Source organism: Halorarius litoreus, assembly GCF_024362405.1.
Classification (GTDB): Archaea; Halobacteriota; Halobacteria; order Halobacteriales; family Haloarculaceae; genus Halorarius; species Halorarius litoreus.
In genome coordinates, this window is sequence record NZ_CP101454.1 from 3458071 (window position 1) to 3472729 (window position 14659).

Annotated in this window: 17 protein-coding genes; 11 read left to right on the top strand and 6 right to left on the bottom strand. The window is 67.2% G+C overall.

Annotated features, from left to right (window positions below; genetic code table 11):
* Positions 1 to 150: 150 nt before the first annotated feature.
* Positions 151 to 1416, top strand: coding sequence for an MFS transporter (locus NL126_RS18315; RefSeq protein WP_255196326.1), 1266 nt, complete (start codon positions 151 to 153; stop codon positions 1414 to 1416).
* Here the strand turns inward: NL126_RS18315 and NL126_RS18320 are convergent.
* Together NL126_RS18320 and NL126_RS18325 are read right to left on the bottom strand one after the other, a co-directional pair.
* Positions 1413 to 1811: a DUF3054 domain-containing protein gene (locus tag NL126_RS18320; RefSeq protein WP_255196327.1), complete on the bottom strand. Its 399-nt coding sequence runs from the start codon at positions 1809 to 1811 to the stop codon at positions 1413 to 1415. The genes NL126_RS18315 and NL126_RS18320 overlap by 4 nt on opposite strands.
* Before the next feature lie 25 nt (positions 1812 to 1836).
* Positions 1837 to 2415 (bottom strand): class I SAM-dependent methyltransferase, encoded by a 579-nt coding sequence (locus NL126_RS18325; protein ID WP_255196328.1) that lies wholly within the window; start codon positions 2413 to 2415, stop codon positions 1837 to 1839.
* A gap of 59 nt (positions 2416 to 2474) precedes the next feature.
* Here NL126_RS18325 and NL126_RS18330 point away from each other — a divergent pair, with 59 nt between their 5' ends.
* From NL126_RS18330 to NL126_RS18355, 6 genes are all read left to right on the top strand, one after another.
* Positions 2475 to 3020, top strand: a complete 546-nt coding sequence (locus tag NL126_RS18330; protein WP_255196329.1) for a GNAT family N-acetyltransferase — start codon at positions 2475 to 2477, stop codon at positions 3018 to 3020.
* 44 nt (positions 3021 to 3064) lie between these two features.
* A complete protein-coding gene (locus NL126_RS18335; protein ID WP_255196330.1) occupies positions 3065 to 3283 on the top strand; it encodes a zinc ribbon domain-containing protein in 219 nt (72 codons plus the stop codon).
* Positions 3283 to 3441 carry a DUF8143 family protein gene (locus NL126_RS18340; RefSeq protein ID WP_255196331.1) on the top strand — a complete coding sequence of 53 codons (159 nt, stop codon included), beginning with the start codon at positions 3283 to 3285 and terminating at the stop codon, positions 3439 to 3441. Before NL126_RS18335 ends, NL126_RS18340 begins: the two co-directional genes overlap by 1 nt.
* Positions 3442 to 3516: 75 nt before the next feature.
* On the top strand, positions 3517 to 4386 hold the full coding sequence (locus NL126_RS18345) for a DUF7260 family protein (protein WP_255196332.1): 870 nt from the start codon (positions 3517 to 3519) through the stop codon (positions 4384 to 4386).
* 36 nt (positions 4387 to 4422) lie between these two features.
* On the top strand, positions 4423 to 5403 hold the full coding sequence (gene fen, locus NL126_RS18350) for a flap endonuclease-1 (protein WP_255196333.1): 981 nt from the start codon (positions 4423 to 4425) through the stop codon (positions 5401 to 5403).
* Positions 5404 to 5460: 57 nt separating this feature from the next.
* Positions 5461 to 5691 (top strand): BolA family protein, encoded by a 231-nt coding sequence (locus NL126_RS18355; RefSeq protein WP_255196334.1) that lies wholly within the window; start codon positions 5461 to 5463, stop codon positions 5689 to 5691.
* 1 nt (position 5692) lies between these two features.
* Here the strand turns inward: NL126_RS18355 and trmB are convergent, their stop codons facing one another.
* Genes trmB through NL126_RS18370 form a run of 3 tightly spaced genes read right to left on the bottom strand, consistent with a single transcriptional unit; the run spans position 5693 to position 8488 of the window.
* Positions 5693 to 6745 carry an HTH-type sugar sensing transcriptional regulator TrmB gene (gene trmB, locus NL126_RS18360; protein ID WP_255196335.1) on the bottom strand — a complete coding sequence of 351 codons (1053 nt, stop codon included), beginning with the start codon at positions 6743 to 6745 and terminating at the stop codon, positions 5693 to 5695.
* Positions 6746 to 6794: 49 nt separating this feature from the next.
* Positions 6795 to 7430, bottom strand: a complete 636-nt coding sequence (gfcR, locus tag NL126_RS18365; RefSeq protein WP_255196336.1) for a transcriptional regulator GfcR — start codon at positions 7428 to 7430, stop codon at positions 6795 to 6797.
* Positions 7427 to 8488 (bottom strand): glucose 1-dehydrogenase, encoded by a 1062-nt coding sequence (locus NL126_RS18370; RefSeq protein ID WP_255196337.1) that lies wholly within the window; start codon positions 8486 to 8488, stop codon positions 7427 to 7429. Before NL126_RS18370 ends, gfcR begins: the two co-directional genes overlap by 4 nt.
* 105 nt (positions 8489 to 8593) lie before the next feature.
* Here NL126_RS18370 and NL126_RS18375 point away from each other — a divergent pair, with 105 nt between their 5' ends.
* Positions 8594 to 9847 (top strand): HAD family hydrolase, encoded by a 1254-nt coding sequence (locus tag NL126_RS18375; protein ID WP_255196338.1) that lies wholly within the window; start codon positions 8594 to 8596, stop codon positions 9845 to 9847.
* Between the two features lie 19 nt (positions 9848 to 9866).
* Here the strand turns inward: NL126_RS18375 and NL126_RS18380 are convergent, their stop codons facing one another.
* A complete protein-coding gene (locus NL126_RS18380; protein WP_255196339.1) occupies positions 9867 to 10142 on the bottom strand; it encodes a MoaD/ThiS family protein in 276 nt (91 codons plus the stop codon).
* A 94-nt stretch (positions 10143 to 10236) separates the two neighbouring features.
* Between NL126_RS18380 and NL126_RS18385 the strand changes: the two genes are divergently transcribed.
* Genes NL126_RS18385 through NL126_RS18395 form a run of 3 tightly spaced genes read left to right on the top strand, consistent with a single transcriptional unit; the run spans position 10237 to position 14618 of the window.
* A complete protein-coding gene (locus NL126_RS18385) occupies positions 10237 to 11154 on the top strand; it encodes a dihydrodipicolinate synthase family protein (protein ID WP_255196340.1) in 918 nt (305 codons plus the stop codon).
* A 51-nt stretch (positions 11155 to 11205) separates the two neighbouring features.
* Complete coding sequence (locus NL126_RS18390) at positions 11206 to 12897, top strand: glycoside hydrolase family 13 protein (RefSeq protein WP_255196341.1); 1692 nt, start codon at positions 11206 to 11208, stop codon at positions 12895 to 12897.
* Positions 12897 to 14618 (top strand): alpha-glucosidase, encoded by a 1722-nt coding sequence (locus NL126_RS18395; RefSeq protein WP_255196342.1) that lies wholly within the window; start codon positions 12897 to 12899, stop codon positions 14616 to 14618. Before NL126_RS18390 ends, NL126_RS18395 begins: the two co-directional genes overlap by 1 nt.
* Positions 14619 to 14659: the final 41 nt, after the last annotated feature.

Consider the following 14659-nt stretch of genomic DNA (forward strand, 5'->3'; position numbering starts at 1 on the left):
GTCATGTTTCGACTGTCCAGGAATGTGTCTGTTCGCGTAACGACACACGGTACCGTCCATCACGTAACGGCAGAGATTGCCGCCACCCCGGCGGTCCGTCGACGACAGTCGAACCGACGGCTACAAGCGACTCCCGTCGTGAGTTCGGCTGTGAACGGGAACGACCGGAAGATAACCGGGCTGGTGATGCTCGCCCACGCGATGGTCCACACGTACGAACTGTCGCTACCGATTCTGCTGACCGTCTGGGCCGTCGAGTTCACACAACTGTCGGTCCCGCTCGTGGGGACGTTCGCGGCCACCAGTTTCGTGCTCGGGGTCGTGCTCACTGCTGGCTACGCCCCGTTCGGCATCGGCGCACTTCCGGGAGGCGTCCTCGCCGACGCCTACGGCTCACGGCCGCTCATCGTCGGCTGTCTCCTCGGGATGGGTGGGTCGTTCCTCGCGCTCGCGCTCGCTCCCTCACTTTTGACAGTCGCGCTCGCGCTGGTGGCGTGGGGCGCTGCCGCCTCGGTCTACCATCCCGCCGGGCTCGCGCTCATCTCGAAGGGCGTCGCGGAGCGCGGGTCAGCGTTCGCCTATCACGGCATCGCGGGCAACCTCGGCATCGCGCTCGGACCACTGGCCACGGCCGTCCTGCTGTTCGTCCTTGACGACTGGCGGCTCGTCGTGGCGATCCTCGGCGTGCCGGCGCTCCTCGGGGCGGTGTTCGCGTTCCGCGTCCAGGTGGACGAAACCGCGGCCGTGGGCACGGACGGTGGTGGCGACGGCGGTGACGCCCGCGCCTCGGGCTCCGTCACCTCGCTCTCGGCGTTCCTCGCCGACTCGAAGACGCTGTTCGCCGGCCTGTTCGCGCTCGTGTTCGGTGTGGTGATGCTCTCGGGGCTCTACTACCGTGGCTTCCTCACCTTCCTGCCGGAGCTGCTCGGCGGGTTCGACGCGCTCGCTCCCGTCGAGTTCGCTGGCCGTGAACTCGCGCCCGGCCGGTACGTCTACGTCGGCCTGCTGATGGTCGGCGTCGTCGGCCAGTACGTCGGCGGCAAGCTCACCGACCGCATCCCTGTCGAGTGGGGACTGGTCGGCGGCTACGGCGCGCTCGCCGTGCTCGCCGTCGTGTTCCTGCCCGTCGCGACCGCCGGGCTCGTCCCCCTGCTCGCCGTCTGCGCGCTGATGGGCGTAGCGCTGTTCGTCGTCCAGCCGTTCTATCAGGCGACCGTCGCCGAGTACACCCCCGCAGGGGCTCGCGGGCTCTCGTACGGCTACACCTACCTCGGTGTGTTCGGCGTCGGCGCACTCGGCGGCGCGGTCGCAGGCGGGCTGCTCACGTACTTCGAGGGGGCGACGGCCCTGTTCGCCGTGCTCGCCGTGTTCGGCACGCTCGCAGCCGGCATCGGCCTGTATCTCGCTCGTCGCTAGGCGAGCGCCCGCGAGGCGACCGCCCGCCAGCAGACGAGCAACGTCCCAGTGACGAACAGCGAGACGAGGAAGAACGCGGGGTCGAAGCTACCGGAGAACAGCGACGTCGCACGCAGTGCCTGCCCGACCACGTCCGCGCCGAGCCACGCGACTGCCGCGCGCGCTGCCGCCTCACGGGGCGTCGCCAGTGCCTCGGTGACGAACGCGCCGGCGAGCAGGCCGACGAGCGCCCAGCCGACGAGGAACGGCGCGGCCACCTCGGGCACCCGTGTGAGCACCTGGCCCGAGTTGTGCTGGAGAACGCCCAGCGTACTGAACAGGCCGATACACACCACGTCACCGACCACAACGAGCGCAGTCGTTCGAGAGGGTGAGAGTCGAGGGCCGAACTGCATGCGCATCGGTTCGAGATACTGGGGTTTAGTCACCCCGCTTCACGCCCGCGAGGGTGTAGCCGAACCCCTCCTCGGGGTAGAACACGACGAGGCCGGCCTCGCGCATGTGGTCGGCTAGGTCGTCGGGAGTGTAGAACGTCGAGTCGAAGCCGACCGCGTGTTCCAACCCGACGAGTGCCTGCCCCCGTACGGTCGAGGGGTCGAACTCCCGGACGACGAGCACGCCCCCCGGTCTGAGCACCCGTGCGGCCTCCGCAATCGCGGCAGGGGCGTCCGGGAAGTGGTGCAGCGCGTCGACGATGGTGACGGCGTCGACGCTCGCGTCTCGGACGGGCAGACGGCCGGCGTCGCCCTGTATCCCGCCGACGCCCTTCGAGCGGGCCTCCCGGAGCATTCCTGCGGCGGCGTCGACGACGGTGGCGCCATCGAGTTCGCGCGCGGCGCGCCCCGTCCCGCCACCGACGTCGAGCACGCGGTCCACGTGGCCGTCGCCGAACGCGAGCCCGGCGTCGAGCTTGTGACCGGCGGCGGGCGGCATCGCCAGCTCGTAGAGGCTCGCGAACCGGTCGAACAGCGATACGTCGCGGGTCTCCGTCCAGTGCATATCGGGTATGGGGGGCGGCGGTAGTAACGCGTTTCCCCCTCCCGGGTCTCTCACGGGGTATGGAGTTCGTCGTCCTCGGGTGGCCCCCCGACGGGCCGAAACTGCGGCTCGACTGGCAGCGGTTCAGCTACGCCGGGAAGTTCGTCATGACCGCGACCGGAAAGGCCGTGGTTCGGGAGGGACCACCGGTCGACGGCGCGTTCGCCGACGACGTCCTCGCAGCCGTCGCGTTCAACGCCGACCGGACCGACCCCGACACGCTGTGGCTGCGATACGTCACAGTCCGGGACGACCGTCGCGGCGAGGAGCTGGGACCGAGACTCTGTGCGTTCGTCGCCGCGCAGGCGGCCGACCAGGGGTTCGAGCGCGTCCGCATCGCCGTCAACAACCCGTTCGCTTACGAGGCGCTCTACAAGGCCGGCTTCGGGTTCACCGGCCGTGGGACGGGGCTCGCCGAGCTGGTGCTCGAACGACCGGGGGACCGCTCGCCGGTGCGGTATCACTCGGGACTCGACCGCTTCCGCGAACGCGAGCTCTCGGACGCCGAGCGGGCGTTCCTCGACGCCCGCGAGGCGGTACCGCCCCCGGTCGACGTGCCGACGTGACAGCCGCCAGAAAGCTCATGTGGACCCACCGGCAACCGCCACGCATGGTCCCCGACAGCGATGCCGACCGCGGCTGCCCGAAGTGTGGACACACCAACACGGAGGTCGGCAAGATCTCGACGACCGGCGGCGGCCTCTCGAAGATGTTCGACATCCAGACGAACTCGTTCAAGGTCGTCTCCTGTACGAACTGTGGCTACTCGGAACTCTACCGAGACACGACCTCCGGGACGAGCGACATCGTCGACGTGTTCCTCGGCTGATGGTCGAGGGGGTCGTCGTCGCGCTGGTCCTGCTGCTCGCGCTCGCCGGTCCGTTCGTCCTCTACGCGCTGGTCAGGGCCGAACACGCCGACCGCGAGGAGATGGACCGGGACGCCGCGGAGCGTGCGGCCCGACGTGATACTCACGAGAAACGATAGCCCGCGCTCCGTTCTCGGTTCGCCCCCGAATCGAGGCGTGACTATATGGTGCTGTATGTCATGGCGATAGATACCATGAACATCGCGGCAACCATGATCGCCATGGGTGGGCCCGAGGGGCTGGGTGTCGTCTGCACGCCGGGCGGCTGTTTCCAGGTCGCCGTACTGGTCAAACACGCACTCATCGCACTCTCCGGAATCATCGGTATCCTCGCGACCCTCTCGTATCTCTCGGACGCACGAACGGCGTCGCACGAAGAGCACAGTCGGGTCCAGGCCGAGACGGACGCGCTGAAGGCGTTCGTCGAGCGGGTGCGGTCGCTGGCCCCCGACTCACCGGCGAGCCGCGGGGCCGGGCCGACGACCACGATCTCGACCGGTTCGTCGACCGGCACCCAGCAGATCCGGGCGGCCTACGAGGAGACGCTGATGGCGGTCGACCACTACGACGAGGACTACGGCGAGCCGCTGGCACAGAACATGCAGTCGGAGCTCGGGCCGGACGTGACGAACGCGGTCGTGAGCGGGAGCCCGCTCTCGCCAGGGCTCCAGCAGGCCGTCGTCGCCGCCGCCGAGACGTGTATCACTCAGCGGGAGGCGTTCTCGGAGGAGTTGGCGACGGAGATGGACGCGCTCGCGAACGCGAGTGCGCCGTTGCAGTCCATCGAACGGGCACTGACGAAGGTGCAATCGGAACCACGTATCGACGGGTTCGACGAACTCGCCGACCGATGGGAACGGCTCGACCGGATGGAACACGCCTGTACGGAGGTGGTCAACGACCGCCGTGCCTCGCTCGCCGACCGTGACGCGTTCGACCTCGCGGAGTATCTCTACTCGTCGACCGGGACGCCGTTCCCGGTGCTGGCGAGCGCCGCCGCGCTGGCGAGCGAGATCCACGCGGAGCGCCAGCGAACCACCGACATGCTCACGCGGGTCGTGTAGGGAGTTTCAAGCGCCCGCCCCCAGTACGGGGAGACAATGGGAAACGCCGACCTGCGTCAGCTGGCCGTACTGGAGGACGTGCCGTTCGAGGAGCTCGGTGGAAGCGTCGTCGCCGTCGACGCGCACAACTGGCTCTACCGGTATCTGACGACGACGGTGAAGTTCACGCGCGATAGCGCCTACACGACGGCCGACGGCGAGGAGGTCGCGAACCTCATCGGTCTCGTACAGGGGCTCCCGAAGTTCTTCGAGCACGACCTCACGCCGGTGTTCGTGTTCGACGGCGGCGTCACCGACCTGAAGGACGACGAGGTCGAGGAGCGCCGCGAGCAGCGTGAACGCTACGAGGAGCAGCTGGAGGAGGCGAAAGAGGCGGGTGACCGGACGCGCATCGCGACGCTCCAGTCGCGCACGCAGCGGCTGACGGACACCATCCAGGAGACCACGCGAGGGTTGCTCGAACGGCTCGATGTCCCGGTCGTCGAGGCGCCCGCCGAGGGGGAAGCACAGGCCGCCTACATGGCCCGGCAGGGCGACGTGGACTACGTCGGCACCGAGGACTACGATGCGCTCCTGCTCGGTGCGCCGTACACCCTGCGACAGCTCACCTCGAAGGGGAACCCCGAGCTGATGGACTTCGAGGCCACGCTAGAGAAACACGAGCTGACGTGGGAGCAGCTCGTCGACGTGGGCATCTTGATGGGGACGGACTTCAACGACGGCATCTCGGGCGTCGGGCCGAAGACGGCCGTGAAGCTCGTCCGCGAGCACGGCGACCTCTGGGCGGTGCTCGACGAACGCGGCGAACACATCGAGCACGCCGACGTCATCCGCGACCTGTTCCTCGACCCCGACGTGACTGACGACTACGACTTCGACCGCGACATCGACCCGGACATGGCCGCCGCCCGCGAGTACGTCACCGAGGAGTGGGAGGTCGCCGCAGACGAGGTGGAGACGGGGTTCGAACGCATCGAGGCGTCGGTGGTCCAGACAGGACTGGACCGCTGGACCTGAGACGCGGACACACCGTCGACCGCTGGACCTAATCCGCGTCGGGTTCTCCCCTCTCCCATGGACCCCGAGGAAGTCGCTCGACTCATCGAGGCGGGCATCGAAGACTGCGAAGCGACCGTCACACGAGCGCGCGGCGAACACGACGACGACCACCTTCGCGCGGAGGTCGTCTCCCCCGCGTTCGAGGGGCTCTCGCTCGTCGACCAGCACCAGCTGGTGTACGACGCGCTCGACGGACACATGACGACCGACATCCACGCGTTAGAACTGCGAACGAAGACCCCCTGACTCAGAGTTCGGGCGGGCCGTCCCGACCGATGCGGATCTCGTGCGCTTCGATGTCTTCGAGCGCCGCGACCTGTCCACCCACGTCGACGAGGCCGTTCTCCGTCTCGACCGTGATGGCCGCTGTCTCACGGTTCGTCCCGACGGAGACGTCGACGACCGTCCCGCGGACGGTCCGGTTCTCGCCGGTCTCCACATCGCGGCCGACGATGCTGGCGTACAGCGTACCTTGGGCGCCGTCGATGTCGCTCACACAGCGCCGGATGGTGGCGTACCGGCGGGGGAACTGCGGTTCCTCCTCGGCGTCCGTGAGGGTCTTCGCGCTCGTCCAGACGACCGTGTTGAGGAAGCCCGAGACCAGGAAGCCGAGTTCGGAGCGGTTGAAGATGACGCCGTAGCGGTCACGGTCGTTGCGGAGCGCCTCGCGGGTCGCGTACACCGAGTAGTTCCCGTCGGCGACGGCGACCACGGGCGTCGTCAGCCCGCGGCGGGCGCGGGCGTGCGTCGCGATGGCGTCGTAGTCGTACTCCTCGGGAGAGGGGACCTCGGCCGCGGGCGACAGGAGGAGTTCGATTGTCACGCCGTCGGCGCGCGACTGTCGCAGCTCCTCTTCGAAGCGGCCGACGAGGGAGGGCGACACCGAGAGGACGAGTTCGTACTCGGCGGACTCAATGACGTCGCCGAGATACCGCAGAATCGTCGAGCGCGACTTGATGAGCGTCACTGCCTCGGAATCGCGCGCCGGGGTCGTGTACTCGCGTTCGAGGTCGCCGACGAGCTCGTCCAGCGAGGTCTGGAGGTCGGCGAACGCCTCCTCGGGGTCGATGGCGAGCACCTGCATCGGTCGCGACTCCTGCAGTTCGACGAGACCGGCGTCCGCGAGGCTCCGGACGGTGTCGTACACGCGGGGCTGCGGGATGTCGGTCTTGTCGGCGATTTCGGAGGCCGTCAGCCGACCGTGCCGGAGGATGGCGAGATACGCCTCCGACTCGTACTCCCCGAAGTCGAAGCGCCCACTCACTCGCTCGAGCGCGTCGCGAAGGTCGCCTGAACTCATTGTCGTGTCGTTGGGTACATTCGTTAAGAGTGTGTCCTTTCCCGTGGCTTCAGGCGCCGTTTCCGACCCGGATGACCCGCAACAGCGAGTAGACCGGGACGCCCTCGATCTCCTCGACGCCGCGCTTGTCGACGAGCACACAGCAGGCGACCGGCTCGCCCCCCTCCTCGCGGATGGCCTCGATAGCCTCTGTCATCGTCGTTCCGGAAGTGATGGTGTCGTCGACGAGATAGCACTCGCGGTCGCGGATCTGTGCGAAGTTCCGCGAGAAGGTCCCGCCGAGGTCCTCGATGTCGCCCTCGTTCCACTGGTGTTTGCGGGGTGTGTACGTCCCGAGGTCGGTGTCGAGTTCGGAGGCGACCGACGTGGCGAGCGGGGCGCCCGCCTTCTCGATGCCGATGGTGAGGTCGACGTCCTCGCCCTGTTTGGAGAGGAGGTCGGCCATCGACTTCCCGGTGTAGCCGAGGCGAGTGGAGTCCCGGCCGAGCGCCGACCAGTCGACGTGGATGTCCATCGGATTGCCGTCCGTCGGCTGTTTCGGGACGGCCGCGGCGTTGCCCGACCGCTCGACGAGCCAGCTCGCGGTCTCGCGCGAGACGTTGAGTTCGTCGGCAATTTCGCCCTTCGAGAGGCCCTGTTCGGCCAACTCCGCTGCACTCGCGATGAGGTCGTCGACGTTCTTCATAGTGTGCTGAACTGAACCGCCGTCTTAATGGTCGTTTCGTCGTCGGCGAACGCCCGGGACGCGTTCACAGGGTCGAACACCCCGGTCACGATGTCGTCGATGAGCCAGTCGGGGAGGCCAGCGAGCGTGTCCGCGGCGGCCTCGAAGTGACCCACCCCGGAGTTGACGCTCCCGACGAGCGCCTTGTTGTTCATCACCATGTCCTTGTGGAAGTCCCCGCCGTCGACCTCGAACGTCCACGACTCGGGGACGCCCAGCAGCGCACCCACGCCACAGGGGCCGAGCGCGGCGACGGCTTCGATAGCGTGTTTCGCGTGGCCCGTCGCCTCGTAGACGAGGTCCATCGGCTCGTACTCGTCGGCGACCTCGTCCACAGGCGTCACGCGCGAGTCGACGTACGTCCCACCCAGTTCCTCGATGATGTCGATGGTGGGGTCTGGGCGGTCACGGCGGCCGAGACAGTAGGTGCGGTCGTAGTCGTCGAGCATCGCGAGCGTCAGCAAGCCGAGCGGCCCGTTTCCGAGCACGAGCGCCGATTTCGGGTCCCAGTCGAACGACGAGCGCGAGGCGTACGCGAGTTCGAGCGCCTTCTCGGTGATGGAGATCGGCTCAACGAGGAACCCCATCGACGCGAGCGAGTCGGGGATGCGAACGAGGTACTCCTCGGCGCTGGTGAAGTAGTCCGCCATGAACCCGTGGGCACCGGCGATGCCACGCTCGACGCACATGTCCGGCGGTGCCATGTCCGCGAGGCCGCGTTCGAAGTAGTGGTTCGTGCCGCTCGCCGGGGGGCGTCGGACGGTCGGGACGACCACGTCGCCCGCGTCGAACCGGGTGCCGTTCGGCTCTGCGACGACACCGACGGCCTCGTGGCCCAGCACGAGGTGGTCGGCGCCCGCCGGGAACTCACCGTGCCCACCGGTGAGCACTTCGTGGTCCGTCCCGTCGACGCCGACACGGAGCGTTCGGACGAGGGCCTCGCCCGGACCCGGCTCGGGTCGCGGCTTCTGAATGACCGACGGCGCCGACTCGCCGCGGCGTACGACAACTGCGTCCATGTTACCCTCTATCCCCCGGGAGGACAAAAGATTTATCCTATACCGAGTAAAGATTTTGAGCACCGTCGAGCCGGTGTTTTACGCGCTGGCCGCCCTCTTTCCGCCATGGAACGCTACGACCAGCTCTACCGACTGTACGAGGAGTTCGACACGGAGACACTGCGGGCCTACCAGGAGTTCACCGACCTGTTTCCGGCCGTCGATTCGCGCGTGGCGCTTGAACACTGGCAGAACGCCAGCGAAGAACTCGCCGAGCGGAAGGACACCATCCGGTCGGCGTTTCCAGCCACGGGCGAGACGTTCGCGGACGTAGCCGCGCACGCAACCCGCGACCAGGCGTTCGCCGCACTCGACCTCCTGACCAAGTACGACCGTGGCGTGAACGTGCTCGTCCTCGACGTCGACGAGACGCTCCGGTCCGCGGGCGGAACGGACAACGAGATTCCCCGCGAGACGCTCCACACCCTCACGGAGTTCCACGAGTCGGGCATGCCCATCGTCGTCTGTACGGGCCAGACCCTCGAGAACGTCAAGGGGTTCATGATTCAGGGACTCGGCAACGAAATCGTCCACTCGGGCGACCTCTCCATCGTCTACGAAGCCGGCACCGGGGTGTTCACCCCAGGCCACGGCTCACAGACCAAGCAACTGCTGTACGAGGACCTCGCCGACGACATCCAGGCTGTCTTCGACCGCGTGCGCTCACGGGTGCTTCCGGACGCGCCCGAGGACATCCGCCGCGGCTGTCACCTGCAGGGCAACGAGTTCAACGTCACGCTCAAGCCGAACTTCGAGGCCGGTGGGCGACGCGCGAAAGAGGTCATCGACGAGGCGCTCTGCTACCAGCTCGACCTGCTGGGCGAGGCGGTCGTCGAGGAGGTCGACGGTGGCTTCGACGACGCCGACCCGAGCGGCTGGGCACGGGCGTTCTACGCCGCACAGGACCCCGAGATTCGCGGTGTCCTCGAGACGCAGGGGGGCCTCCCAGAACTCGGCACCGAGGACGTTCCCGAGGCCGTCACCGACGTGTTCGAGCGCATCGACGTGGCGTACTACGAGGCCGACGCCGCCGAGATCGGCAGCCTCGAACTCAACAAGGTGGTGGGTGTCGAGAGCGCGCTCAACGTGCTCGACATCGACGACCCGTTCGCGCTCGTGATGGGTGACTCCAAGAGCGACCTCCGAGTGATGCAATGGGCCGAGGAACACGGGGCGGGCCTCGCCGCGGCGCCCGAACACGCCTCGCGTGACGTCCTCGACCACGTCATCAGCACGGACGAACTCGTGTTCGACCGTGGGAAGGCGACTGAGCCGCTCAGGACGGTGTACGCGCTGAATCGGCTGGCAGAAATCAGGTAGGGAAGATTCTTACGGGCGTTCAGTACGCCTGCATCTGGAAGCGAACGGTGTCGCCGTGGTGGACGTGGCTCGTCGACGACAGCCGCTCGCTCGGCGTGGGCGACTCGCGGATGGCGACCGTGTCCGTTCGGAGTCGCTCGCCTTCGAGAATCGCGGGACGAACCTGCGGTCCGTACTCCTCTGCGAGCGCGGCGACCACGTCCTCCACCGTGGCGTCGTCCGGCACCGGCACGCGAGCGTGTCGCGCCCCGGCCCGCGCGATGAGTGTCCCTTCGAGTCTGACTTCCACTGTCATACTCCCGTCAACGTTTGCCACCCACAAAAAGTTTACTCGAAACCGAAATAGTCTCGTCGCAACCGTTATGGTCGGACGCTGTGAACCCGGAACCATGACTGGTGAGGCACCTACCCCTGGCGAGGCCGACCCGCTCTCGCTCGGCGGTGTCGTCCCCCCGACGGTGACCGCGTTCCACGACGACGAGTCGCTGGACGCCGAGACGACCGCCGCTCACGCGCGGTTCGTCGTCGACGGCGGCGCCTCGGGTGTGTTCCCGCTCGGCACGAACGGCGAGTTCCCCCTCCTCTCGACGGCAGAACGTGAGACGGTCGTGGAAGCCGTCGTCGACGAAGTTGGCGACGAGGTACCCGTCATCGCCGGCGTCGGGGCCGAGAGCACCCGCGAGACGGTCGCGAACGCCGAGGCCGCGGTCGACGCCGGGGGCGACGGCATCGTCGTCGTCACGCCGTACTACTTCCCGCTCGACCACGACGGCGCCGTCCAGCACTACGAACGGGTCATCGACGCTGTGGACGTCCCGGTGTACGTCTACCACATCCCGAGCAAGACGGGTAACGCGCTGTCGCTCGACACCGTCGACGCGCTCGCGGCCCTCGGCATCGCCGGCATCAAGGACTCCAGCAAGGACGTCCCGTGGCTCGGGCAGGCCATCGACGCCCACCCCGAGCTGACGTTCCTCGCGGGCTCCGACTCGCTGCTGTTCACCGGCCTGCAGGTCGGCTGTACCGGGATGGTGAGCGCCGTCGCCAACGTCTACCCCGACCTCGTCTGTGCCCTCTACGAAGCGTACGACGACGGCGACCGCGACCGCGCTCGCGAACTGCAGAGTCGCGTGTACGACGTGCGTGACGCGCTGAAGCGCGGCCCCTACATGGCTGGCGTGAAGACCGCACTCGGCCTCCGCGACGACGCGCCCGACTGTGGTCCGCTCCGCAGCCCCCTCCGACGCATGGCCGACGAGGACCGCGACGCGCTCGCCGCCGACCTCCGCGACCTGGACCTGCTGTAACCGCACGGCTTAGTACCGCTCGCTGACCAACCTCCCCCAACGAACCACTACATGACTCCCGAACGCGCCTGGTGGAAGGAAGCCATCGTCTATCAGATATACCCGCAGAGTTTCAACGACACCGACGGCGACGGCGTCGGCGACATCGAGGGCATCATCGAGCAGCTCGACTACCTCGATGCCCTCGACATCGACGTCGTCTGGCTCAACCCCGTCTACGAGTCACCGCACCACGACGACGGGTACGACGTCAGCGACTACCGCGCCATCCGCGAGGAGTACGGTACGATGGAGCAGTGGGAGGAACTGCTCGACGGCCTCCACGACCGCGACATCAGGCTCATCATGGACCTCGTGGTCAACCACACCTCGGACGAACACGAGTGGTTCGTCGCCGCTCGCGAGCAAGACCCCGAGTTCGAGGACTACTACGTCTGGAAGGACGGCCACGCGGCCGAAGACGCCACCGACAGCCCGGGGCCCGCCGACCGCACCCCGCCGAACAACTGGGAGTCGGCGTTCGGCGGCTCCGCGTGGCAGTGGGACGACGAAGTCGGGCAGTACTACCTCCACCTGTTCGACGAACACCAGCCCGACCTCGACTGGGAGAACACTGACGTACGGGACGACGTCTACGAGATGATGAACTGGTGGCTCGACAAGGGCATCGACGGTTTCCGCCTCGACGTCATCAACCTCATCTCCAAACCCCAAGAGTACCCCGACGGCTCGCCGCACACGGACTGGGTCGGCATCGAGCACTTCTCGCGGGGCCCGCGGCTCGTCGAGTTCCTCGACGAGATGAACGACGAGACGTTCGCGGGCCGCGACACGATGACCGTCGGCGAGATGGCCGCGCTCCAGTTGGCCGACGCCGGCGACTACGTCGGCGCGGACGGTCCGCTCGACATGGTGTTCCACTTCGACCACGTCACGCTCGACTACGACGACGAGGACGGCTGGTGGACCGTCGTCGACTGGGACCTCACCGACCTGAAGCAGGTCGTCACGAACTGGCAGACCGGGCTCGACGACGGCTGGAACGCCGTCTACCTCGGCAACCACGACCAGCCACGTATCGTCTCGCGGTTCGGCGACGACGGCGCCTACAGAGAGGAGTCGGCGAAACTGCTCGCGACCTACCTGCTAACGCTCCGGGGCACGCCGTTCCTCTTCCAGGGCGACGAGATCGGCATGACGAACTACCCGTGGGAGACGCTGGCAGAACAGGAGGACGCCCAGACGGTCGGTCGGGTGAAGGCGGCCATCGAGGCCGGCGACATCGAGGGGTTCGACGAGGTCAAGGAACTCGTCCGCTACCGATCGCGAGACAACTCGCGGACGCCGATGCAGTGGGACGCGAGCGAGCACGCGGGCTTCACGACAGGCGACCCGTGGCTCCCGGTCAATCCGAACCACGAGTCGGTGAACGTCGCCGCCGAGCGCGACCGCGAGGACGGCATCCTCGCGTACTACCGTGAGCTCATCGACCTCCGCCACGAGACTGACGCGCTCGTCTACGGCGAGTACGAACTCCTGCTTCCCGAGGACGAGCAGGTGTTCGCCTACACGCGCACGCTCGACGACGACGAGTTCCTCGTCGCGCTGAACTTCAGCGACGCGGCGGCGACGGTCGACCTGCCGCTTGACGACGCCCGCCTCGTCGTCGGCAACTACGACGACGAGCCGACCGGGGAACCGACCACGCTCCGACCGTACGAGGCGCGGGTGTACCGGCGCTGATGGCCACCAACAGCACAGACACGACGGGCGAGGACACAGAGGTGACGACCGAGAGCTTCGACCGCGCGTGGTGGAAGGAGGCGGTCGTCTACCAGATCTACCCGTGGAGCTTCAACGACTCCGACGGCGATGGCGTCGGCGACATCCAGGGTATCATCGAGAAACTCGACTACCTCGACGACCTCGGTGTCGACGTCGTCTGGCTCAACCCAGTCTACGAGTCCCCACAGATAGACAACGGCTACGACATCGCGGACTACCAGGCCATCCACGAGGAGTTCGGCACCATCGAGGACTGGGAGGCGCTGCTGGAGGGCCTGCACGCACGCGACATGAAGCTCATCATGGACCTCGTCGTCAACCACACCTCCTCGGCCCACGAGTGGTTCGTCGAATCCCGGGCGAACCCCGACGGCGAGTACGGCGACTACTACATCTGGGTCGACGGCGACCCGGACGAGTACCCGAACAACTGGGAGTCCTTCTTCGGTGGGCCGGCGTGGACCTACGACGAGCAGCGCGAGGCGTGGTACCTCCACCTCTTTCACTCGGAGCAGCCGGATCTGAACTGGGAGAACCCGGACCTCCGCGAGGACGTCTACGAGATGATGAACTGGTGGCTGGAGAAGGGAATCGACGGCTTCCGCCTCGACGTCATCAACCTCATCTCCAAACCCGACGACCTGCCGGACGGCGACCCGGACAGCGACCTCTGGACGGGCGGTGGCCACTACATCAACGGCCCCAACATCTTCAAACATCTCGGCGAGATGCACGACCGGACCTTCTCGAACTACGACACCATGACCGTCGGCGAGATGGCGACGGTCGACGTCGCGGAGGCCCGCGACTACACGGGCGTCAACGGCCCGCTCGACATGGTGTTCAACTTCGATCACCTCCGGCTCGACTTCGGGCCCGAGGGCCGCTGGGACGTCGGCGAGTGGTCGCTCGTCGAACTGAAGGAGACGCTCGGCGAGTGGCAGACCGGCCTCCTCTCAGAGGGTTGGCCGAGCGTCTTCTTCGAGAACCACGACCAGCCGCGGTCGGTCTCGCGGTTCTGCGAGGACGACCGCTACCACCGCGAAGCCGCCACCCTGCTCGCCACGGTCCTGCTCACCCTGCGTGGGACGCCGTACATCTACCAGGGCGAGGAGCTGGGGATGACCAACACCTCCTTCGAGAGTCTATCGGAGGTTCGTGACGTCGACACCATCCAGAACGTCCGCGAGGAGATGGATCGGCGAGGCATCGAGACGTACGAGGAGTTCCGGGACGTCGTCGAGTACCGATCGCGCGACAACGCCCGGACGCCGATGCAGTGGGATGCGAGCGAGCACGCCGGCTTCACCGACGGCGAGCCGTGGATGCCGACCAACGACAACTACGAACAGCTCAACGTCGAGGAGGAACGGACCGACCCTGACTCGGTCTGGCACTACTACCGTGAGCTCATCGACCTCCGCCACGAGCGGAACGTCCTCGTCTACGGCGACTACAAGGACCAGCTACCCGACGACGAGGCGGTGTGGGCGTACACCCGCTGGTCGGGCGAGGAGAACCTCCTCGTCGTGTGTAACTTCGCGGCCGAACCGATCCAGCGACCGAATCCAGTCGACGCGACGGGCACGCTCATCACGAGCAACTACGACGACGCCCCAGTCGACCTCGGGCCGCTGGAGCTCCGCCCCTACGAGGCGCGGGTGTACGACCTCCAGTAGTCGAATCGGGTGCCGCACCAAGCGTCGCAAAACATTTACTA

Bases quoted from the DNA above. Each gene is read 5' to 3' on its own strand.
- NL126_RS18320 (WP_255196327.1), bottom strand. From the start codon at position 1,811: ATGCAGTTCGGCCCTCGACTCTCACCCTCTCGAACGACTGCGCTCGTT.
- NL126_RS18325 (WP_255196328.1), bottom strand. From the start codon at position 2,415: ATGCACTGGACGGAGACCCGCGACGTATCGCTGTTCGACCGGTTCGCG.
- NL126_RS18330 (WP_255196329.1), top strand. From the start codon at position 2,475: ATGGAGTTCGTCGTCCTCGGGTGGCCCCCCGACGGGCCGAAACTGCGG.
- NL126_RS18335 (WP_255196330.1), top strand. From the start codon at position 3,065: ATGGTCCCCGACAGCGATGCCGACCGCGGCTGCCCGAAGTGTGGACAC.
- NL126_RS18340 (WP_255196331.1), top strand. From the start codon at position 3,283: ATGGTCGAGGGGGTCGTCGTCGCGCTGGTCCTGCTGCTCGCGCTCGCC.
- NL126_RS18345 (WP_255196332.1), top strand. From the start codon at position 3,517: ATGAACATCGCGGCAACCATGATCGCCATGGGTGGGCCCGAGGGGCTG.
- fen (WP_255196333.1), top strand. From the start codon at position 4,423: ATGGGAAACGCCGACCTGCGTCAGCTGGCCGTACTGGAGGACGTGCCG.
- NL126_RS18355 (WP_255196334.1), top strand. From the start codon at position 5,461: ATGGACCCCGAGGAAGTCGCTCGACTCATCGAGGCGGGCATCGAAGAC.
- trmB (WP_255196335.1), bottom strand. From the start codon at position 6,745: ATGAGTTCAGGCGACCTTCGCGACGCGCTCGAGCGAGTGAGTGGGCGC.
- gfcR (WP_255196336.1), bottom strand. From the start codon at position 7,430: ATGAAGAACGTCGACGACCTCATCGCGAGTGCAGCGGAGTTGGCCGAA.
- NL126_RS18370 (WP_255196337.1), bottom strand. From the start codon at position 8,488: ATGGACGCAGTTGTCGTACGCCGCGGCGAGTCGGCGCCGTCGGTCATT.
- NL126_RS18375 (WP_255196338.1), top strand. From the start codon at position 8,594: ATGGAACGCTACGACCAGCTCTACCGACTGTACGAGGAGTTCGACACG.
- NL126_RS18380 (WP_255196339.1), bottom strand. From the start codon at position 10,142: ATGACAGTGGAAGTCAGACTCGAAGGGACACTCATCGCGCGGGCCGGG.
- NL126_RS18385 (WP_255196340.1), top strand. From the start codon at position 10,237: ATGACTGGTGAGGCACCTACCCCTGGCGAGGCCGACCCGCTCTCGCTC.
- NL126_RS18390 (WP_255196341.1), top strand. From the start codon at position 11,206: ATGACTCCCGAACGCGCCTGGTGGAAGGAAGCCATCGTCTATCAGATA.
- NL126_RS18395 (WP_255196342.1), top strand. From the start codon at position 12,897: ATGGCCACCAACAGCACAGACACGACGGGCGAGGACACAGAGGTGACG.